This is a genomic window from Pseudomonas sp. 10C3, assembly GCF_036346185.1.
GTDB lineage: Bacteria > Pseudomonadota > Gammaproteobacteria > Pseudomonadales > Pseudomonadaceae > Aquipseudomonas.
The window spans coordinates 130305-151089 of sequence record NZ_JASJVE010000016.1 but is presented as its reverse complement, the minus strand read 5'-3'; the positions used below and the strand labels follow the sequence as shown (position 1 = coordinate 151089).

At 58.0% G+C, this 20785-nt stretch carries 20 protein-coding genes; 14 read left to right on the top strand and 6 right to left on the bottom strand.

The genetic code is table 11. The features are described 5' to 3' along the window. Nucleotides 1-273 precede the first annotated feature (273 nt). The 4 genes from QN399_RS17260 (at nucleotide 274) to QN399_RS17245 (ending at nucleotide 3314) form a co-directional block, all read left to right on the top strand. Nucleotides 274-591, top strand: coding sequence for a DUF2388 domain-containing protein (locus tag QN399_RS17260; RefSeq protein ID WP_322177211.1), 318 nt, complete (start codon nucleotides 274-276; stop codon nucleotides 589-591). 104 nt (nucleotides 592-695) lie between these two features. Next, on the top strand, nucleotides 696-1001 hold the full coding sequence (locus QN399_RS17255; protein WP_322177210.1) for a DUF2388 domain-containing protein: 306 nt from the start codon (nucleotides 696-698) through the stop codon (nucleotides 999-1001). 34 nt (nucleotides 1002-1035) lie between these two features. Next, nucleotides 1036-1356, top strand: a complete 321-nt coding sequence (locus tag QN399_RS17250; RefSeq protein WP_322177209.1) for a DUF2388 domain-containing protein — start codon at nucleotides 1036-1038, stop codon at nucleotides 1354-1356. Beyond that, entirely contained in the window at nucleotides 1353-3314 is a 1962-nt protein-coding gene (locus QN399_RS17245; protein WP_322177208.1) for a DUF4105 domain-containing protein, read from the top strand. Before QN399_RS17250 ends, QN399_RS17245 begins: the two co-directional genes overlap by 4 nt. A gap of 22 nt (nucleotides 3315-3336) precedes the next feature. Here QN399_RS17245 and QN399_RS17240 read toward each other — a convergent pair whose 3' ends face one another. Next, nucleotides 3337-3738: a GFA family protein gene (locus tag QN399_RS17240; RefSeq protein WP_322177207.1), complete on the bottom strand. Its 402-nt coding sequence runs from the start codon at nucleotides 3736-3738 to the stop codon at nucleotides 3337-3339. A gap of 348 nt (nucleotides 3739-4086) precedes the next feature. Between QN399_RS17240 and QN399_RS17235 the strand changes: the two genes are divergently transcribed. The 9 genes from QN399_RS17235 to QN399_RS17195 all read left to right on the top strand — a co-directional run bounded on the left by QN399_RS17235 (nucleotide 4087) and on the right by QN399_RS17195 (nucleotide 14399). Further along, nucleotides 4087-5394, top strand: a complete 1308-nt coding sequence (locus QN399_RS17235) for a CitMHS family transporter (protein WP_322177206.1) — start codon at nucleotides 4087-4089, stop codon at nucleotides 5392-5394. A gap of 93 nt (nucleotides 5395-5487) precedes the next feature. Next, entirely contained in the window at nucleotides 5488-6255 is a 768-nt protein-coding gene (locus tag QN399_RS17230; protein WP_322177205.1) for a TerC family protein, read from the top strand. A gap of 237 nt (nucleotides 6256-6492) precedes the next feature. Beyond that, nucleotides 6493-8145 carry a Na/Pi cotransporter family protein gene (locus tag QN399_RS17225; RefSeq protein WP_330201307.1) on the top strand — a complete coding sequence of 551 codons (1653 nt, stop codon included), beginning with the start codon at nucleotides 6493-6495 and terminating at the stop codon, nucleotides 8143-8145. A gap of 57 nt (nucleotides 8146-8202) precedes the next feature. Next, nucleotides 8203-9588, top strand: coding sequence for an insulinase family protein (locus QN399_RS17220; RefSeq protein WP_330201306.1), 1386 nt, complete (start codon nucleotides 8203-8205; stop codon nucleotides 9586-9588). Between the two features lie 117 nt (nucleotides 9589-9705). Next, on the top strand, nucleotides 9706-10815 hold the full coding sequence (locus tag QN399_RS17215) for a DUF5924 family protein (protein WP_322218770.1): 1110 nt from the start codon (nucleotides 9706-9708) through the stop codon (nucleotides 10813-10815). An 11-nt stretch (nucleotides 10816-10826) separates the two neighbouring features. Next, a complete protein-coding gene (locus tag QN399_RS17210) occupies nucleotides 10827-11993 on the top strand; it encodes an ABC transporter permease (RefSeq protein WP_322177201.1) in 1167 nt (388 codons plus the stop codon). 5 nt (nucleotides 11994-11998) lie between these two features. Next, a complete protein-coding gene (locus QN399_RS17205) occupies nucleotides 11999-12817 on the top strand; it encodes an ATP-binding cassette domain-containing protein (RefSeq protein WP_322182967.1) in 819 nt (272 codons plus the stop codon). Nucleotides 12818-12819: 2 nt separating this feature from the next. Further along, entirely contained in the window at nucleotides 12820-13758 is a 939-nt protein-coding gene (locus QN399_RS17200) for an MlaD family protein (protein WP_322177200.1), read from the top strand. Next, nucleotides 13755-14399, top strand: a complete 645-nt coding sequence (locus QN399_RS17195; protein ID WP_322177199.1) for an ABC-type transport auxiliary lipoprotein family protein — start codon at nucleotides 13755-13757, stop codon at nucleotides 14397-14399. Before QN399_RS17200 ends, QN399_RS17195 begins: the two co-directional genes overlap by 4 nt. Here QN399_RS17195 and QN399_RS17190 read toward each other — a convergent pair. The 5 genes from QN399_RS17190 to QN399_RS17170 all read right to left on the bottom strand — a co-directional run bounded on the left by QN399_RS17190 (nucleotide 14372) and on the right by QN399_RS17170 (nucleotide 19201). Beyond that, nucleotides 14372-15610 carry a nucleoside recognition domain-containing protein gene (locus tag QN399_RS17190; RefSeq protein ID WP_330201305.1) on the bottom strand — a complete coding sequence of 413 codons (1239 nt, stop codon included), beginning with the start codon at nucleotides 15608-15610 and terminating at the stop codon, nucleotides 14372-14374. The genes QN399_RS17195 and QN399_RS17190 overlap by 28 nt on opposite strands. A 138-nt stretch (nucleotides 15611-15748) precedes the next feature. Further along, nucleotides 15749-17080 carry a glutamate/aspartate:proton symporter GltP gene (gene gltP, locus QN399_RS17185; RefSeq protein WP_219063277.1) on the bottom strand — a complete coding sequence of 444 codons (1332 nt, stop codon included), beginning with the start codon at nucleotides 17078-17080 and terminating at the stop codon, nucleotides 15749-15751. Between the two features lie 556 nt (nucleotides 17081-17636). Next, on the bottom strand, nucleotides 17637-17801 hold the full coding sequence (locus QN399_RS17180) for a DUF1328 domain-containing protein (protein WP_322177197.1): 165 nt from the start codon (nucleotides 17799-17801) through the stop codon (nucleotides 17637-17639). A 61-nt stretch (nucleotides 17802-17862) separates the two neighbouring features. Next, nucleotides 17863-18144, bottom strand: a complete 282-nt coding sequence (locus QN399_RS17175) for a hypothetical protein (RefSeq protein WP_322177196.1) — start codon at nucleotides 18142-18144, stop codon at nucleotides 17863-17865. A gap of 208 nt (nucleotides 18145-18352) precedes the next feature. After that, nucleotides 18353-19201, bottom strand: coding sequence for a BON domain-containing protein (locus QN399_RS17170; protein ID WP_322177195.1), 849 nt, complete (start codon nucleotides 19199-19201; stop codon nucleotides 18353-18355). A 229-nt stretch (nucleotides 19202-19430) separates the two neighbouring features. Between QN399_RS17170 and algB the strand changes: the two genes are divergently transcribed. Next, the gene (gene algB / locus QN399_RS17165; RefSeq protein ID WP_322177194.1) at nucleotides 19431-20777 is read left to right on the top strand and encodes a sigma-54-dependent response regulator transcription factor AlgB; all 1347 of its coding nucleotides are present in this window, start codon (nucleotides 19431-19433) and stop codon (nucleotides 20775-20777) included. Nucleotides 20778-20785 lie beyond the last annotated feature (8 nt).

Here is a 20785-nt window from a genome sequence, read left to right as displayed (position 1 = left end):
CGTCGCAGGTAACTGCCGACGGGTTTTGTCATTTCAGAGATCCGGAATCAGGCTGAGAAACGAACGACCAGACAGTCTACAAGTACAGTTTGCAAATCACTTCAATCCACCGCTACAGTTGTTTTCTGCTTACTTCTCAACCACATAACACCCCCACAGAAGCGCCGATTGTCGCTAACTATGCACTGGAGCTGACGCAGGATGGTGCGTACAGCGCCGCTGCGATAGGCTTGGGCGTGCTTAGCTCACCTCTTTCAGTCATTGGAGTTCATCATGTCCCGCCTACGCCTACTTAGCGCTGTAGTCCTGCTGGCTGTCGCTACCGGCGCCAGCGCTTCGAGTTTTGTCGTCACCACCGATGCTGTAGTCCGCGCGCTCGATGCCTCCAGCAATGCAACGTCCAAAGTCTCGTCGTCGCTCAAGGATGACAAAATCGTTCTTGCGGCACGTGACGACGCGGCCAGTTTTGTCGCCAGCCAAGGTGACATCCGTGGTGTACACCTGGAAGGCGCCCTGGCGCATATCCGCCAACAGGCTCCTCAGCTCAGCGCCACCGATACTCAGCTGGCGCAAGCGATTCTGGCCCTCTAACGAGCGTCGTTCGAGGCTAATCGGCTAGCCCGCAACTGTCGGGCTGGCTCTGCTCCGGGCATTACGCTAGCCTTCGCCGCTCGAATTATTGGCTATTTCGACCCATGCGTTTTCTGTTGCTTCTGTTCGTTGCCCTGACTTGGAGTCTCCAGGCCCAGGCGTTTGACCTGACCACACAAAATCTGGTCGCCAGCGGATTTGTCACCAGCAAAGTGACCTCCGCCCCCTTCGACAATAAACTGATACTTGCCGCCCAGGATGATGCTGCAGCGTTTATAGCCAGTGATGGCCAACTGCGAGGAGCACAGCTTGAATCGGCGTTGGCTTTTTTACGTGAAGAGCACCGTCAGACCCAGCCAGAATTTCGTGCCAGTGATCTTGAACTGGCGCAGGCAATCCTCGTCCAATAATCATGTTGTATCTTTTGTATTCCGGAGACATTTCATGCGTACCCCGCTCATTGCTACCGCCCTCGGCCTCTTGTTGTTGGCCGGTGTAGCTCAAGCTCAAACTGTGAAGGCAACCAGTAACATTGTCGTCCGCGCCTTCGGCCGCAGTATTGATTTCACCTCTGACACCACCACCTCGACCCGCGACTCAAAAGTCGTGATCCAGGCCAAAGATGATGCTGCCAGCTACGTTGCCAGCAAAGGCGATATTCGCGGAGTGCAGCTTGAGGCCGCGTTCGACACCTTGCGTGCTCGCCTGCCTGAAGCCCGAGACGCCAGTGACCAAACGCTGGCCGAAGCCATTCTTGCTCTGTGAGGCGCCTCACAGGTTGGCTGCTGGCCTCAATGCTGTTGCTGGTCGGCAACAGCGCCGCAGCCGCATTGAGTCTGTCGCTCAACGCTGACAGACTCACTCCGGCGCAGCAACAAGCCAGCCAGACACTGCTCGATGAAGCCCTGCAGGCCTTGCCGCCGCGCTTCATCGAGCAACTGGACCGCCGTATCGACGTTCGTTGGTCTGCAGACCTGCCGAGCAACGCATACGGACAAGCGTCAGGTCCCTATCAGCTCGACTTGAACAGCAATCTGCTGGCCGGTCTGACCGATGGCTCAGCGGCCACCCAGAAAACCAATCGCCCCCACGGCACAGTACGCCGGGAAATGCTCGCCACTGTGCTGCATGAACTTACCCATATCTATGATCGCGCCACGCTATGGCCGGGTGCCGAGCGTTCGCTGATCCTCAATTGCCAGCGTCAGGCCAATAGCCTGGGCAAGATTGGTTTGCCCGACCGCTGCCGTGGTCAAACGGCCCGGCGCTTCACCCTCAGCGACGATCCGAGGCTGCTCGACCTCGCCGGCTGGCAGCAATACGTCGGCCGCAGGGGCGAGCGTGAGGAACACAACCGCCAGGTCGCCCGTAGTCCGGACATCTACGAAATCAGCAACCCGCGTGAGTTCGTCGCGGTCAACATGGAGTATTTCCTCCTCGATCCGGACTACCCCTGCCGTCGTCCCGCGCTGTACGCGTACTACAAAGAACATTTCGACTGGGCCCCCTCAGCCAGGAGTGAGTGCCGGACGTCCTTCCCGTTCCTTAACGCCGGCAGCGACTTTGGCCGTCAACCTCTGGGCACAATCGACCCCGAGCGCGTGTACGCCGTCGACTACCTGCTGGCCGAGGCCAACCAGAACTGGGTCAGCCGCTGGGGTCATAGCATGTTGCGGCTGGTGATCTGCAAACCTGGACGCCCTCGTGGCCCGGATTGCCGTCTGGACCTGGATCAACACCTGGTGTTGTCTTACCGCGCCTTCGTCGGCGACGTGCAGCTTTCCAGTTGGGACGGTCTGACCGGCGTGTACCCGTCGCGCTTGTTCGTCCTGCCGCTGGGCCAGGTGATCGACGAATACACCAAGACCGAACTGCGCAGCCTGGCCTCGGTGCCGATGAATTTGTCCCGGCCGCAAATCAACGACCTGGTCGAGCACGCGGCCGAGATGCACTGGAGTTACGACGGCAACTACTACTTCATATCGAACAACTGCGCTGTGGAAACCCTGAAACTGCTGCGCAGTGGCACCGATGACCCACGCCTCAAAGGTCTGGACAGCATTATCCCCAATGGGCTGCTGGAAGTGCTCAATGCACGTGGATTGGCTGACACCAGCGTACTGAAAGACCCGCGAGAGGCATTGCGCCTAGGGTATCGTTTCGATTCCTATCGCGACCGCTATCAGGCGATGTTCGACGTGCTCAAAAAACAGTTGCCGATCAAACAGACCACGGTAGAAGACTGGTTGGGGGTGCCCTCCAAGGAGCGGCGTGAGTGGTTTGCCAGTGCCGATTTGCGCACCAGTGCAGCGATGCTGTTGCTGGAGCAAGCCAGCTTGCGTCGAGAACTGTTACTGGCCCAGGAGGAGGTCAAGCAACGCTACCTCAGTGCCAGGGAGCAGAAGGATGGCGGCGTCTCCAAGGCGACCGGCACCTTGCGGGAAATTCTCGCCAGCAGCGGCTTCCTCAGTCGCCCGGCAGAATTGCTCGACAGCGGCGGCTACGGCTTGCCCCAAGCCAGCGAATGGCAGCGCCTGGAAGACGAAAGCAGCCAGCGTCAGAAGCAATTGCAGCGTTTGACCGGTGATCTGGACAAAGAAGTCCGCGCATTGCTTGAACCCGAACGCGCCGCAGAAATCGCCGCCAACGAAGACAACCTCAAACAGATCAGCGACCACCTGCGCACGTTGCACAAGGCCGCAGGTGGGCTGGAACTGCCTTAGTCCTGCAACATAGGCGTTAAACCTACAACGACTCCTCACGCTCTTCAGGCAAATGCTCATCCAGATGCAACCACGGCAATCGATTGGCGGTCCAGATATGCCGAGCTGCCGGGGCCTGCTCCGGGTGATCCAGCGTGGCGACCGTGACGTCCATGCTGTCCGGCGTTTTGCGGGTGAACAACGCCAACTGTGCGCCGCAGTTGGCGCAGAAATAACGCACACAGGTCGGACCAGAGTCGTAAGACGCCGGGCTGCCCACCAGCCACTCGAACGACGTGAGCGGCACCGTAATCCAAGTCGTCACGAGCCCACCCGAAACCCGTCGGCAAATAGAACAGTGACAGTGGGCGATGTCCTGCAGCGGGGCGTTGAACTGATAACGCAGACTGCCGCAATGGCACCCACCGGTGTGAGACTGACTCATCAAGCGTGCTCCTTCTCAGATCACATGAAATTGAAACCCTTGTGGCACGCCACGGTTGCGCCTTCAACGAAACGGCAACGCGTCAGATGTTTGTTCGACGAAAGCTGGCTGAAAGCTTACCGCTTTAGGATCGCACCACCACCGGCAACAGACCGGTCAGCCAGGGCATGCGTTTTCAACGTCACCCGGCCCAGTAAACAACAATAAGCGTTAACAACCATGGTGATTCTCATGCCCTCTACTACCCCTCTCTTCGCACCATTCCCCCTTGTACTCCACGCGCCGCCCACCCAGCGCTGATTCGCTCGGTTCGCCTTCCTCACGTCGCGCTACATCTGGAGTATCTCTATGTTGACCTTCCTCGGCTTCGCCATGGTCGTCACGTTCATGTACCTGATCATGAGCAAACGCCTGTCAGCACTGATTGCGCTGATCCTTGTACCTATCGCATTTGCCTTGTTCGGTGGTTTCGCTACCGGCATCGGCCCGATGATGCTCGAAGGCATCACCAAGCTAGCGCCAACCGGCGTGATGTTGATGTTTGCCATCCTGTATTTCGCCTTGATGATCGACTCGGGCCTGTTCGACCCGGCAGTGCGCCTGATCCTCAGACTGGTCAAGGGCGATCCGGTCAAAGTCTCGGTGGGCACCGCCGTGCTGGCGCTGGTGGTGTCCCTCGACGGTGATGGCGCGACGACATACATGATCTGCGTGGCCGCCATGCTGCCGCTGTACGCCCGCGTGGGCATGAGCCCGCGCATCATGGCGGGCTTGATCATTCTGGCTGGCGGCGTGATGAACATGACCCCGTGGGGCGGCCCAACCGCGCGTGCTGCCAGTGCGCTGCATGTCGACCCTTCGGATATCTTCGTACCAATGATCCCGGCCATGCTGGCAGGTGTGGTGGCGATCCTGCTGATTGCTTATGCCTACGGTAAACGCGAGCGCGCTCGCCTGGGTGAACTGCACCTGTCGGACGATGACGTCGACCACAGCGAAATCAGCGTTTCGCAGTTCCCGGAAGCGCGCCGGCCCAAGTTGATCTGGTTCAACGGCGCCCTGACCCTGGCCCTGATGGCGGCCCTGATCGCCGGCCTGCTACCCCTGCCTGTGTTGTTCATGGTCGCGTTCAGTATTGCCATGATCGTCAACTACCCCTGCCTGCAAGCGCAGAAAGACCGCATCGCCGCACACGCGGGTAGCGTTCTAGCGGTGGTTGGGCTGATTTTTGCGGCAGGCATCTTCACCGGTATTCTGTCGGGCACCGGCATGGTCAACGCCATGTCCAAAAGCCTGTTGGCCGTCATCCCCGATGCCCTCGGCCCTTATCTGGCCGTCATCACCGCGCTGGTCAGCATGCCGTTCACATTTTTCATGTCAAACGATGCTTTTTATTACGGGGTGTTACCGATTCTCGCTGAGGCAGCCAGCCATTACGGCATTAGCCCAGTGGAAATGGCCCGTGCGTCTATCGTTGGCCAACCCGTGCATTTGCTCAGCCCGCTGGTGCCTTCAACCTACTTGTTAGTGGCACTGGCCGGCATCGAATTCGGTGACCATCAGCGCTTTACCTTGAAGTGGGCAGTGCTGGTCTGCCTGTGCATAATGTTTGCCGCCTTACTGATGGGGATTTTCCCGCTCTTCAGCAGTCTATAACGCACTCGATTCATCCCGTTGTTACCCCTCACCACCGGGGTTGGCCCGTGAGGCGGGGTAACATAGGGGTATTAACCGCATAAAGGAATACCTATGGAATGGCTGACCAACCCGGAAATCTGGGTTGCCTTTTTCACGCTGACTGCCCTGGAGATCGTCCTGGGCATCGACAACATCATCATGATCTCGATTCTGGTCAGCCGCATGCCCAAAGCCATGCAGCCGCGCACCCGAATTTTCGGCCTGGCGCTGGCCATGATCACGCGTATCCTGCTGTTACTGTCGATTGCCTGGGTCATGCGCCTTACCGCAGATCTGTTCGAGGTCTTCGGCAAGGGTTTTTCCGGCCGTGACCTGATCCTGTTCTTCGGTGGCCTGTTCCTGCTGTGGAAAAGCTCCCAAGAGATCTACCACGGCCTGGAAGGTGAAGACGAAGTCGTCGACGAGCCCAAAGGCAAGGGCGGCCAGTTCTTCTACACCATCATCCAGATCGCGATCATCGACATCGTGTTCTCCCTGGACTCGGTGATCACTGCGGTCGGCATGGTCTCTCACGTGCCCGTCATGATTGCTGCCATCGTCGTCGCCGTGCTGGTGATGATGGCGTGCGCAGGCGCCATCAGTAACTTCATAGACAAGCACCCATCACTGAAGATGCTGGCGCTGTCCTTCCTGACGGTGGTCGGTACCGTGCTGATTGCCGAATCGTTCGGCGTGCATGTACCTAAAGGCTACGTGTATTTCGCCATGGCGTTCTCGCTGGCGGTAGAAGCCATCAACATCAAGATGCGCACCGAAATGGCGAAAAAGAAGAAACAAAGCGAGCCGGTCAAACTGCGCAAGGACATCCCTGGTCAGTAACTGCACCGCTTGAAAACAAACGGGGCATTGAGTGCCCCGTTTTTTTATGAACTTTCAATCTACTGATTTATGACGGTTTTGTTTCAAGGCGTGTATTGCCTATGCGATGCTGGCGCCAAGGCCATAAGCCGACTAAAGCTTAGGTGAGCGCTAAAACGCTTCGGTTACATCGCTTCGTTCGCTACACGCTGCACTTTTAATCCTCACCCGGCTTGGGTGACCTCAGGGGGCCTTTGTATGCTAACCCTGCTCAATTTGCTTTCTGCCGTTGCCTTGCTGATCTGGGGCACGCACATCGTCCGTACCGGCATCCTCCGCGTATACGGCTCCCAATTGCGTCGCGTACTTAGCCAGAACATGTCCAGGCGCCCGTTGGCTTTCGTCGCCGGGATCCTCGTCACTGCGCTGGTGCAAAGCAGTAACGCCACGGCGATGCTTGTCACTTCCTTCGTCGGCCAAGGGCTAATGGCCTTAGCCCCGGCACTGGCAATCATGCTCGGTGCGGACGTCGGCACCGCGCTGATGGCGCGGGTGCTGACGCTCGATTTGTCCTGGTTGTCGCCACTGCTGATTTTCCTCGGCGTGATCTTTTTTCTGTCGCGCAAGCAAACCCGAGCCGGGCAACTCGGGCGGGTGGGTATCGGCCTTGGCCTGATCATTCTGGCCCTGCAACTGATCGTCACGGCTGCGTCGCCCATTACCCAGGCAGCGGGCGTGAAGGTACTGTTCGCCTCATTGACCGGAGACCTCCTGCTCGACGCCCTCATCGGGGCAATGTTCGCGCTGATTTCCTACTCCAGCCTTGCTGCCGTGCTGTTAACTGCGACCCTGGCTGGCGCGGAAATCATCAGCCTGCCAGTCGCGATCGGTTTGGTGATCGGGGCAAATATCGGCAGCGGCCTGCTGGCATTCCTGAGTACCAGCATGCAAAACGTCGCCGGGCGCCAGGTTGCGCTTGGCAGCTTGCTGTACAAGCTGATCGGCCTGCTGCTGATCATTCCCATACTGGACCCGCTGGTGAAGTGGATGGATACGCTGAACTTCAGCGCCCAGAGCCTGGTGATCAGCTTCCACCTGACCTACAACACCCTGCGCTGCCTGCTGATGTTACCCAGCGTCAGCCCCATGGCCCGGGTGTGCACGTGGCTATTGCCTGAACGCCCCGACACCAACGGCGTGGCAAAACCCCGGCATCTGGACGCCACGGCGTTGGCAACGCCAAGCCTGGCGCTGACCAATGCCGTGCGCGAGACCCTACGCCTGGGCGATCTGGTCGAAAGCATGCTCGACGCCATGCACGGGGTGCTGCGCGGTACGCAAACGGCGGTCACCCTGGAAATGCGGCGCCTCAACGACGATGCCGAAGCGCTGTACAACGCGATCAAACTCTATCTGGCGCAGATGCCTCGGGAAGACCTGGGCGAGCAGGACAGCCGACGCTGGGCAGAAATTATCGAGCTGGCGATCAACCTCAAGCTGGCCAGCGATCTGATCGAACGCATGCTGCGCAAGGTCCAGCAACAGAAGACCTCGCAACGCCGCTCGTTCTCCGAGGTAGGCCTGGAAGAACTGACGGGGCTGCACAGTCAATTGCTGTTGAACTTGCGCCTTGGCCTGTCAGTCTTCGTCAGCGCCGACCCCGAAAGCGCCCGCCAATTATTGCGTGAGAAGCGCCGCTTCCGCGCTCAGGAGCGACGTCTGGCACATGCCCACGTCAGTCGCTTACAACGCAAAGTGGTGCAAAGTATCGAAACCAGCTCGCTGCACCTGGAGATGATTGGCGACATGAAACGGCTCAACTCGCTGTTCTGCAGCAGCGCCTATGCCGTCCTCGAAACCGCGGAAACGGGTGCACTGTCCAGCGAACCCTTGCCCGACCAACCAATGTGAACGACCTCGGCTCATTGAAGTCTGTTAAACATATCGGCCCGCAAGGAAGCTCGTTTTATGCGTTGTCTGCTGTTTGTTTGCCTGCTTCTGACTGCCAGCCCGTCAATAGCCTTCGACCGTTATCAAGTCGAAGGCTACGACCTGCCCAATGGCCTGCAATTACTGCTCAAGCCGGGCAATGAAAAAGGCCATGTCGCTATTCGACTGGTCGTCGGTATTGGCTTCGATGACTTCAATTGCGCCAACAAGGAATTACCGCACCTGCTTGAGCATCTTTTGTTCAGCGGTATTGATGATCAAGGGGAAGGGGGGCTTGAGGAGCGCATGCAGGCGCTGGGCGGTGAGTGGAACGCTTTCACCAGCAGTGCCGACACGACCTTTGTGATCGAAGCGCCCGCGAGAAACCAGCGTAAGGTTCTTGATTTGTTGATGGCCGTATTGACCCGCAGTCGCATCGATGAAAATGCCCTGAACACCGCCAAACGTATCGTCGAGCGCGAGGACGGCGGCCATTACTCGCACCTGCAACGCTGGCTCGATCATCAAGACCTCGGTCACAACGCCAGTAAACAACTGGCGGTCGAGTTGGGCCTCAAATGTGCCGAACGACCCGATGTCGAGTCGCTGACCCTCAAGCAGGTCGAGAAAATACGCAACAGTTGGTATGCCGCGAACAACATGACGCTGATTATCGTCGGCGATCTGGACCGGCTCCTGCCGGCCTATCTGGTGCGCACCTACGGCCAACTCATCGCAGCCGAACCGAGCGAACACATCCCGCTCGCGCACATCAGCCATACCGCAGAAACCGAACGCAGCCTGATAAAAGGCTGGGTGGGTGAGGGCGCGCGTCTGCACTGGTTTTTCCCTGAGCCGCAGCTTGAACAGCAGCACGATGAGACCTGGGAGCTGGTCAAAAGCTATCTGGATTGGGCGCTCTACCGCCAGTTGCGGCTCGAGCACAGCCTTTCTTACGGACCCTGGAGCGAACGGGAAGTCTTCGGCGACACCGGTTTTCTCAGCCTGAACGCAGACCTTGGCCGTGATGATGTCGATCAGGCAGAACGCGTAATGCGTGAATTGAGCGAGCACCTGCAAAAAGACGGGCTCGACCCCGCGACCTTCTCCCGCCTGCAACAGGCTGCCATCGACAAACAGGCGTGGGCTGCCCAGGGCAATAGCGCGCTGGCCGATTACTATTGGGGATCGTTGAACGACTACGAGGATGGGCACCTGACAGACCCAGCAAAGCAGATCAGGGCCGTCAGTCTCGATACCGCCAACCGGGCGATGCGTCAATTGCTCGCGCAGCCGGGCTATGTCCGCGTGGAAAAACCGTTGCTGGGTTACAACGGATTGTATGAGGTGGTGGCGGGGACCCTTGTGTTGTTTACCCTGATGCTGTTGTTGTGGCGATACCGGGCGGTCCGCGCTCGCGAATGAATTCGCTGACGGGGATTGAGCCTGGAGTTTTCACACAGCCTGCACGGGGATGACCGCTAACCGAACAGCATTGGTATCCTGTCGAGGATTTTTCCTACATACACAGTGAACTGCCGAATGCCTGACTGGAACCATTACGTAACGCGAATACTGGATTTGATGAAGCGCTATCCAGGGTTGATTGCGCTCTTCGGTTTTGCTTCAGGTATCAGCAGCTTCATTTTGGTAGATCGTCAAGAAGCTCTGGCCACCTGGATTGCGGTCATCATGCTGGTCAGCTGGCTGTGGCTGATGTTCGAGAACAGCGTGATGCAGCTGTTCACTAAAATCTTCAAACGCGAAATTCCGCCGCCGCTGTTGCGCTATGGCACTCAGATGATCCACCAGGAAAGTCTGTTTTTCGTATTGCCGTTTTTCTTCATTACCACCACCTGGAACAGCGGCCAGCTGGTGTTCACCAGTCTACTGGGCGCGGCGGCACTGATTTCGATCACTGACCCGCTGTATTACAAATGGCTGGCGCCCAAGCGCTGGTTGTTTCTTGCGCTGCACACGCTGACCTTATTCGCCGCGCTGCTCACCGCGTTACCGATCATTCTGCACCTGACCACCGCCGAGAGTTACAAGCTGTCATTGGGTATCGCCATGCTGCTGTCATTTCCCAGCCTGGTGTCGAGCTTCCCGATCAACCATTGGCGGCGCGGCGTGTTATTACTGGCAGTGACGCTGGTTATCGGCGGCGCTGGCTGGTTTCTGCGTTCGTGGGTACCACCGGCGACCTTGTGGTTGACTGAAGTCGCGGTCAGCACTGATTTTGATAACCAGAACCGGACGCCGGGTGAAAGCCTGAAAGAGGTCAGCGCCCGCCAGGTACGCAACAGTGGGTTGTATGCCTACACCGCAATCAATGCACCGCGCGGGCTGGATGAACGGATTTACCATGTCTGGCGACAAAACGGTAAAGAGGTCGATCGAATCGCCCTGGATATCCACGGTGGGCGCAAGGAAGGCTATCGTGCCTGGACCCGCAAACAGAATTTCCCGGCCGACCCCACCGGGCGCTGGCAGGTGAGGGTGCTGACTGAAGATGGTCAGATGATCGGTGTGCTGCGGTTTCTCGTCACAGACACCGACCAGGCACCTGTCACGCACTCGGCTGGCGACCCTCTGGGTATAAAACCCTCAGCCGATGATCCAGCGCAATCCAATCCAGGGCAAACCTACTAAGCTCGGAGCTTATGACCACACCCTCTCTGGCCGGCAGTGCGCCGTCTTCGGCTGGCATCGCCCTCGTTGACACGTCGAGCAGCCCCCCGAGCCTGCGAATCTCGGGCGACTGGACGCTGGCACATTACCGCGACCTCAAGCAGCAGACGAGCGCGCTGTTCGGGCAGTACGACGCCACGACCCCCGTCGACCTGACTCTGCTGAGCGCCCTCGATACCGCAGGCGCTTCGTTGTTGGTGGAGTTGCTGGGCGCAGACCGGCTGGGACAACTGGCCGTGGACGCCCCGGAACTGCCAACCGCCAGCCGCGCCTTGCTGCAAACCATTCAGTCCTCGATGCATGATTTTTGTATACCTGCCAAAGAGCCGGAAGAGGCGGTGGGCATTCAGTTACTCATGCGCATCGGCAAGGCGGTGGATGCGGTTTGGCTGGACACCCTGCAACTGCTTGGTTTTGTTGGCCTGGTTCTAGAGACACTGGTGCTGAATTCATTTCGCCCAAAACGCTGGCGGATGACCTCGGTGATCTCGCACATCGAGCAGACCGGCCTTGATGCCGCGCCTATCGTGGCGCTGCTGACCTTCCTGGTCGGCGCCGTGGTGGCGTTCCTTGGCGCGACGGTACTGCAAAAATTCGGTGCCAGCATCTTTACCGTGGATCTGGTGGCGTTCTCTTTCCTGCGTGAGTTCGGCGTGTTGTTGACTGCGATCCTGATGGCCGGGCGAACGGCCAGTGCCTTCACCGCGCAAATCGGTTCGATGAAGGCCAACGAGGAAATAGACGCTATCCGTACCCTCGGTCTGAGCCCTGTCGAGCTGCTGGTGGTCCCTCGCGTATTGGCACTATTGGTTTCGCTGCCGATCCTGACCTTTCTCGCGATGCTCTCCGGGATTATCGGCGGTGCCGTGGTGTGTGCAGTGTCGCTGGATATATCGCCAGCGATGTTCCTCTCGCTACTGCAATCGGACATTAGCGTTCGGCACTTCCTGGTGGGTATGGTCAAGGCGCCATTCTTTGCCTTCCTGATCGCCTCCATTGGGTGCCTGGAAGGCTTCAAGGTCAGTGGCAGTGCCGAATCAGTCGGGGCTCACACCACATCCAGCGTGGTGCAGTCGATCTTTGTGGTCATCGTGCTGGATGCCGTGGCCGCGCTGTTCTTCATGGAGATGGGCTGGTGACCCCAATGACAAACCCTGTTGCAAGCCCGACCCCAAGTACGCCGCACGAAGTGGTGATTGAGGTGCGCGGTCTGTGCAACCGATTCGGTAGCCAGATCGTGCATGAGAATCTCGACCTGGACTTGCGGCGGGGCGAAATTCTGGCCGTGGTCGGAGGCTCGGGCAGTGGCAAGTCCGTATTGCTGCGCAGCATTGTCGGACTGCGGCGGCCGAACGAAGGCACGATTCGGGTATTTGGCCAAGACCTGCGACACCTGTCAGACAAAGACCGCTCCCTGGTCGAGCGACGCTCCGGTGTACTGTTCCAGAAAGGCGCGTTGTTTTCTTCATTGACGGTGACCGAGAACGTCGCGCTGCCACTGATCGAGAACGCCGGTCTGAGCCGCAATGACGCGGAGCACTTGGCGAGCGTGAAACTGGCGCTGGCCGGGCTGCCGTTGTCGGCCGCGCACAAATACCCGGCAACGTTGTCTGGCGGCATGATCAAACGCGCCGCGCTGGCCAGGGCTCTGGCCCTGGACCCGGACATTTTGTTTCTCGACGAGCCGACTGCGGGTCTCGATCCGATTGGCGCCGCCTCGTTCGATCAATTGATCCTGACCCTGCGTGACGCGCTGGGCCTGAGCGTATTTCTAGTCACACACGATCTGGACACCCTCTACACCATCACTGATCGGGTCGCTGTGCTGGCGCAAAAGCGTGTATTAGTGGTCGATCAAATCGATAAAGTCGCCGCCACGAACGATGCCTGGATTCATGAATACTTCCATGGCCCGCGCGGCCGAGCGGCCTTTTCAGCCGCCACACAGCAGAACGAGGTCTAACGATGGAAACCCGTGCCCATCATGTGCTGATTGGCTTATTCACCGTGATAGTGGTCGCCGCAGCGCTGCTGTTCAGCCTGTGGCTGGCAAAATCCAGTGTCGACACCGAGTTCAAAGAGTATGAGGTTGTGTTCAACGAGGCCGTGACGGGCCTGTCGAACGGCAGTGGCGTGCAATACAGCGGAATCAAGGTCGGCGACGTGGCGCAGTTGCGCCTGGACCCCGAGGATCCGCGGCGAGTGCTGGCGCGGATCCGTATCGCGGGCGAAACCCCGATCAAGGAAGACACTCAAGCCAAACTGGCCCTGACCGGGATTACGGGCACCTCGATCATCCAGCTCAGTGGCGGCACGCCAGAAAGCCATGTATTGCGGGGCGTCGACGGTAAACTTCCTGTTATTTTCGCCAAGCCCTCGCCCATCGCCCGACTGCTGAACGACACCGGCGACCTGATGAGCGGCGTTAATGAATTGCTGCACAACGCCAACCAGATGTTCTCGCCCGACAACGCGAAAAGCCTCAGCCTGACCCTCCAGCATCTGGAACAAACCACCGGCGTCATCGCCGAGCAGCGCGACGATATACGCCAGGCCCTCAACCAACTGGCGCAGGTCGGTAAGCAAGCGAGTGCAACGCTGGAGCAAACCGCCTTGTTGATGCGCAACGCCAACGGCTTGCTCAACAATGACGGCAAACAGATGTTCAACAGCGCCGAACAGGCGATGAAATCCATTGAGCAAAGCAGCCTGACCATCAGCAACCTGCTCAAAAATAACCATGATTCGCTCGACAGCGGCATGCAAGGACTCAGCGAACTAGGCCCGGCCGTGCGCGAATTGCGCGACACGCTGACCTCGTTCCGGTTAATTTCCCGCCGCCTGGAAGCCAATCCGAGCGGTTACCTTCTGGGCCGCGACAAGAACAAGGAGTTCGAGCCATGAGGCTTGCCCATCACTCACTCGGTCGTTTCGCCGTTGCCGGAGCATTGTTGCTGTCGAGCGCGTGCTCGATCCTGCCACAAGCTGAACCGTCCGATGTCTACCGATTGACCACGTCGCAATCAGCACCGCAAGCCGCCCACGGAGCACCGCTTGCCTGGTCGCTAAGGGTGGCCCGACCCAGAGCCAGCGAGGCGCTGGACAGCCCGCGAATCGCCGTCGTGCCTCAGGGGGATCTGATCAGTAATTACAAGGGCGCGCGCTGGAGCGATCCGGCCCCGGTGGCACTGCGCAACCGACTGCTTGACGCCTTTACGCGCGATGGCCGCGTGCAGTCGCTCAGCACCGATGACAGTAACCTGCAGGCGGATTTTGAGTTGAGCGGCGAGCTACAGGCGTTCCAGAGCGAATACCATGGACAGGTCATCGACGTGGTCGTCCGTCTCGATGCGCGACTGGTCAGTGAGGACAAACGCATCGTCGCCAGCCGTCGTTTCGACGTACACCAACCCGTCACTGACAAACAGGTACCTTCGGTGGTGGCGGGTTTCAGTCAGGCCAGCGATACGCTAGCGGCGCAACTGGTGCAATGGACCCTTGAGCAGGGTCAAAAGCATTACGCCATGGCGCCGAAGAACCAGTAGCAAACGAGGATGGCCGCAACGACCCCGGCCAGTTCCGCCAGCAGTGCGCAACCCACCGCATGCCGAGCACGCTGGATACCGACAGACCCGAAGTAGACCGCCAGCACGTAGAAGGTGGTTTCAGTGCTGCCCTGAATCGTCGCGGCCACCAGCGCCGGAAAGCTGTCGACGCCCTGAGTCTGCATGGTCTCGATCAGCATCGCCCGTGCGGCGCTGCCAGAGAACGGTTTGACCATTGCAGTGGGCAGGGCATCGACGAAGCGGGAGTCTATCCCCGCCCATTGCACCAGATGCCGAATGCCATCAAGGCCGAAATCCAGCGCACCTGACGCACGCAATACACCGACCGCGCAGAGCATCGCTACCAAATAGGGCAGTAGGTTCTTGGCGACATCGAAGCCTTCTTTCGCGCCCTCGACAAAGGCCTCGTACACCTTCACTTTCTTGAACGCGGCAATGAGCAGAAACACCATGATCAGGCCAAACAACGTCAAATTACCGAGGATCGACGACAGGCTTGCCAACGCGGTAGCCGACAGCCCGGCGAGCAGCGTCATGAAACCGCCCAGCAGCAGTGCACCGGGAATCAAATACGCCAGGACCACCGGGTCCCACAACCGCAAGCGTTGCATGAACGCTACCGACAGCAATCCGACCAGGCTGGAGGCGCTGGTCGCCAGCAAAATCGGCAAGAACACCAGCGTCGGATCCACCGCGCCTTGCTGAGCCCGGTACATAAAGATCGTCACCGGCATCAGGGTCAGGGACGAAGCGTTGAGCACAAGAAACAGAATCTGCGCGTTACTGGCCGTGGTCTTGCTGGGGTTCAGCTCTTGCAGCGCACGCATGGCCTTGAGACCAATAGGTGTGGCGGCGTTGTCCAGACCCAAGCCATTGGCAGCGAAGTTGAGGGTGATCAGCCCCAGCGCCGGATGACCAGACGGGACGTCAGGCATCAGATGGCGGAACAACGGGCCCAGTACTTTGGCCAGCCAATCGACGATCCCGGCCTTCTCCGCAATGCGCAGAAACCCTAACCAGAGGGTGAGGGTGCCGAACAGCAGGATCATCACATCGACCGACAACTTGGCCATGGCGAAAATGCTTTCCACCATCGCTGCAAAGATCCCGGCATTCCCGCCAATCAGCCACTGCGCCAGCGCCGAGACCGCCGCCACCACAAAAAAGCCAAGCCATAGGCCATTGAGCATCAGTAAGTCCCTCAGAAGATGCGGCGATGATAGCGGCGACAGGGGTTAACAACAAATGGGGCTGGCCGTATTGCGGCAGGAACGTCAAAAAGACAAAACCCCGGAAATCCGGGGTTTGTCAGTGCGGCGCGTCAGTGATCAGTCAATGACGGTTTCACCCGCTGGCAGCGGCTCTTTGCTGCGCCAATGCGGAAGGGAGTTCCAGTAGCGCTCGCCCTTGGCATCGTCATACATGCCTTCCCAGCGCGAGATCACCAACACCGCCAAGGCATTGCCGATCACGTTCAGCGCCGTACGGGCCATGTCCATGATCCGGTCGACACCGGCGATAAAGGCCAGACCTTCCAACGGAATACCCGCGCTACCCAACGTTGCCAGCAACACCACGAAGGACACGCCCGGCACGCCCGCGATCCCTTTGGACGTGACCATCAGGGTCAAGACCAGCATCAATTGCTGCCCTATCGACAGGTCAATGCCATAAAGCTGAGCAATGAAGATCGCCGCAATGCTCTGATACAGGGTCGAGCCATCAAGGTTGAACGAGTAGCCGGTCGGCACCACGAAGCTGCAAATAGCCTTGGGTGCGCCGTAGGCTTCCATCTTCTCGATCACACGCGGCAGCACGGTCTCGGAGCTGGCGGTGGAGTAGGCGAGGACCAGCTCATCTTTAAAGATGCGCATCAGCTTGATCACCGAGAACCCGAACAGGCGGGCAATCAGACCCAGCACCATGAAGGCAAAAAAAGCGATGGCGAAGTAAACCAGGATCACCAGCTTGGCCAGCGGCAGCAGGGACGCAAAACCGAAGTTAGCGACCGTGACCGCGATCAAGGCAAACACACCTATCGGGGCGTAGCTCATGATCATATGGGTAACTTTGAACATGCTTTCCGAGACGCCCTGAAACATCTTTACCAGCGGCTCACGCAGGTCTGATTGCAGGCTGGACAAGCCGAGGCCGAACAATACCGAGAAGAAGATGATCGGCAGCATGTCACCGCGAGCGATGGCGGCGAAGATGTTCGACGGGATCAGGTTGAGGATGGTCTCTATGAACGCATGCTCGTGCCGCACCTCGGAGGCCGTCTGCTGGTACTTGGAGATATCGACGGTGCCCAAGGTACTCATGTCGATGCCTGTGCCCGGATGGAACACATTGGCCAACACCAGGCCTACCAGAATGGCGATGGTAGTGACGACTTCGAAATAGAGAATGGTTTTGAGGCCGATGCGTCCCAGTTTTTTAGCATCACCCACACCCGCGATACCAACGATCAGTGAAGACACCACAATCGGGATCACGATCATCTTGATCAGGCGGATGAATATGTCACCCGCTGGTTGCAGAACGTTGCTGATCCACCAGGCTTTTTCAGCACTGAAATGGTTGAGCAGTGCCCCGATTGCAATCCCCAGAACCAGACCGATGAGGATCTGCCAGGCGAGGCTCAGCTTTGCCTTCTTCATGTCATTACCCTTATATCAAGTGGCGTGGACATCCCCCATCAAGGCATTTGACTTGGCTTTTTTTGAAGGCCGCATCGAGGACAAAGATGGCTTGAGGGCTGTCCAGTAGAAGGTTTCCGCAGTTGGGCGTCCCAGCTCTTTAGCAGGCGAAAAAGGGCGCAACTATTCCGAGGACAAGACGCGACGTCTAATGCCGTAAACGCCTACCTCATGCCGAATCGGCATGAGGTACGTCAAATGAAACCCAGGTTTCAGATTGAACAAGGTCATTTACGCGGCGGGAATAAATACCGTTTTTCGGCGCCAGACTGGCTAAAGCGTCGCCTGTAGCGAAAAGAGATTTAAAAATCCAACCCGGGGCATGAGCGAATAAAAAGGTAATTCGGTATTAAAGCGGGGGAGTTTTCTGCTGGAAATTTTTAGATCGATGGTCGAAAAATAAAGCGCTCGGCAAGTCCGCGAAATTCATTTCTGAATGAAAATCACGGACTTGCATCACAGCGCTCTCCTGATTAGACCCTGATTGTGTCGCGGCATACAGGCGTGAAAAAGCGCGTCAACCTCGACCGCGACGACCGAAGAAGAACGAAGCGACAAAAAGCACCAGGAACACGATAAAGAGAATCTTCGCGATACCCGTAGCGGTGCCAGCGATACCACCGAAGCCCAATACGGCAGCGACGATAGCAATGATCAAGAACGTGATTGCCCAACTCAACATGGTGATTCTCCTTACGTTGCGTTTTTTCTTGCGTATATTTCAGGCTTCCAGGACAACATGCCTAGAACACCCAGCTTTGTGGATGAGGTCGTTCACTGACAGAGGCTTCCCCCTCGACCGGTTGCAAGCTCAGGGCAACGTCTTTCGGGGCTGCGGCGCTCACGTTGGTGTAGGTGCTGCCGGTCATGAAAGGCTGTTTGATCTGATGCACATTCCGGTGACTGTCCCAACGCTCAAATTGTTGTCCGACAATCAAAGTGACGAGCAGCGCCAGGCTGACAAACAAACCCTGCTGAATAGGCAGAGGCGAAATACGCAGTTGAGCGATACGCGGGCTGTTCATCCTGAAACTCCTCCACCTGAGTGGCTGTTCGATCTTGTTGGGCGAGCGTACTGCTCAGCCTTTGTTACGTAACCTTCTGCAGCCTGCATGCCAGCTTCTTTATCTATAAAAAACCTTACTTATCAAGTATTTAAATAAATAACAGCCGCATACTTGCAAGCATCCTGCACGACAGCCCCATGGGCATCGTGCGTTCTGCACGATGGGACTAACCCGCCGTCCGGGTGATGACTTTCAACGCGTCGGCATCAACACCGCGTACGCCACGAATATTCCGCGCGATTTCGACCGCCAGTTGTTTTTCGGCGTAATTGGCGACCACACCGCTCAGGCTGACCATGCCATCCTTGGTATCGACTTTGATGTTCAATCCATCAAGGTTACGGCTGTAGATCAAACTGGATTTAACCTTGCTGGTAATCCAGAGATCGCTGATCACTTCGCCGGCGTTAGTTGCGCCAGGCTGGACCTTGGGTACCGAGGGGTCACTGGCACTCAGGCTGATCAGGTTATTAACCTCTGTCACCCCATCGGTGTTGCTCGCCAGCCTGCCAGCCAGCTCCTTGGCTTCGGCGCTTTGGGCCTGGCCTTTAAGCGTGACCACCCCGTCTTTGCTATCCACTTGAATACTCAGCGCCTGGGTCACGCTGTTCCACAGCAGTTTTGATTTCACCGTCGCGGTGAGTGTTGCATCTTCAAAACGCTGAGCGATTTTGGCTTTAGTGCCTGGCTCAGCAGCGACATTTGGGTCTACCTCCAGCTGGTTATCGACCTTGTCTATGCCTTTGGTGTCGAGCGCTATCTGTTCAGCCAACTCACGATCAACGTCATTTTCAACCTTGCCCTTGAGCACCGCAGTCCCTTTCTCGACCGTGACGTCGATCTTGAAAGGGCTCAAATGGCGGTTAAGAGCGAACGCGGTCCAGATCGAACCTTCCTGCCGCGCCTGGGTCAGCTGAGTAGCCAGATCTTCCTGAGCGGCCTGCGCAAACATAGGGGTCAACCCCAGTACTGCGGTCGTAGCGGTGGCCAGGGCAATCTTCTTCAGCGGGTGCATAACGATTCTCCATCAATGTCTGCGCAGGTTGTTTGTGACGATAGTCGCGGGAGTGTCGCAAGCCTCGTGCCAGCACGTTTGAGACGCTAAAACGCATATAAATCAGGCCGATGACGACATCACTAACAGATAGCTACCATGCAGACCGCCGAATCAAGCAGAATTAACCATGCAACTTGCCCGATTTTTCCGGGACTAACTAAGAACAGTCTTAAAGGAGCGTAGGAATATGGACACAGCCACTGAGCATCAAGGCCGTATTCTTTTAGTGGATGACGAGTCCGCGATCCTTCGCACCTTTCGCTATTGCCTTGAAGATGAAGGCTATACCGTCGCCACCGCCAACAGCGCGGCCCAGGCAGAGGCGTTGCTTCAGCGCCAGGTATTCGACCTGTGCTTTCTGGACCTGCGCCTGGGTGAAGACAATGGCTTGGACGTGCTGGCGCAAATGCGCATCCAGGCGCCGTGGATGCGCGTGGTGATCGTCACCGCCCACTCAGCCGTCGATACCGCCGTCGATGCGATTCAGGCGGGCGCGGCCGACTACCTGGTAAAACCTTGCAGCCCGGATCAACTGCGACTGGCCACCGCCAAGCAACTTGAAATCCGTCAACTGTCCGCGCGGCTCGAAGCGCTGGAAGGTGAAGTGCGTAAGCCCAAGGACGGCCTGGACTCTCACAGTCCGTCGATGATGGCCGTATTGGAAACCGCGCGTCAGGTCGCGAATACGGATGCGAACATCCTGATTCTCGGCGAGTCCGGCACTGGTAAAGGCGAGCTGGCGCGTGCGATTCACGCATGGAGCAAACGGGCGAAGAAGTCCTGCATCACGATCAACTGCCCCTCGCTGACCGCCGAACTGATGGAAAGCGAGCTGTTCGGCCATAGCCGTGGTGCATTTACCGGCGCCAGCGAAAGCACATTGGGCCGGGTCAACCAGGCCGATGGCGGCACCCTGTTCCTCGACGAGATCGGCGATTTCCCGCTGACGCTGCAACCTAAACTACTGCGTTTCATCCAGGACAAAGAGTACGAGCGCGTTGGCGACCCGGTCACGCGTCGAGCCGATGTGCGAATTCTGGCGGCAACCAACCTCAACCTTGAAGACATGGTGCGCGATGGCCGTTTTCGCGAAGACCTGTTGTATCGCTTAAACGTCATTACCCTGAATCTGCCGCCGCTGCGTGAACGTAGCGAAGATATTCTGGCCCTCGCCGACCGGTTTCTTGCCCGCTTCGTCAAGGAGTACGCCCGTCCCGGACGCGGTTTCAGCGAAGAGGCGCGGGCAGCCCTGCTCAATTATCGTTGGCCCGGCAACATTCGGGAACTGCGTAACGTGGTCGAACGGGCCAGCATCATTTGCCCTCAAGAACGCGTGGAGGTGAGTCATTTGGGGATGGCCGAGCAGCCGACCAATAACGCACCACGGATCGGCGCTGCGCTGAGCCTGGACGAATTGGAGAAAGCCCACATCGGCGCCGTTCTGGCGACCAGCGACACGCTTGACCAAGCCGCTAAAACCCTGGGTATCGATGCCTCGACGCTGTACCGCAAACGCAAGCAGTACACGCTATGAATCTCAAT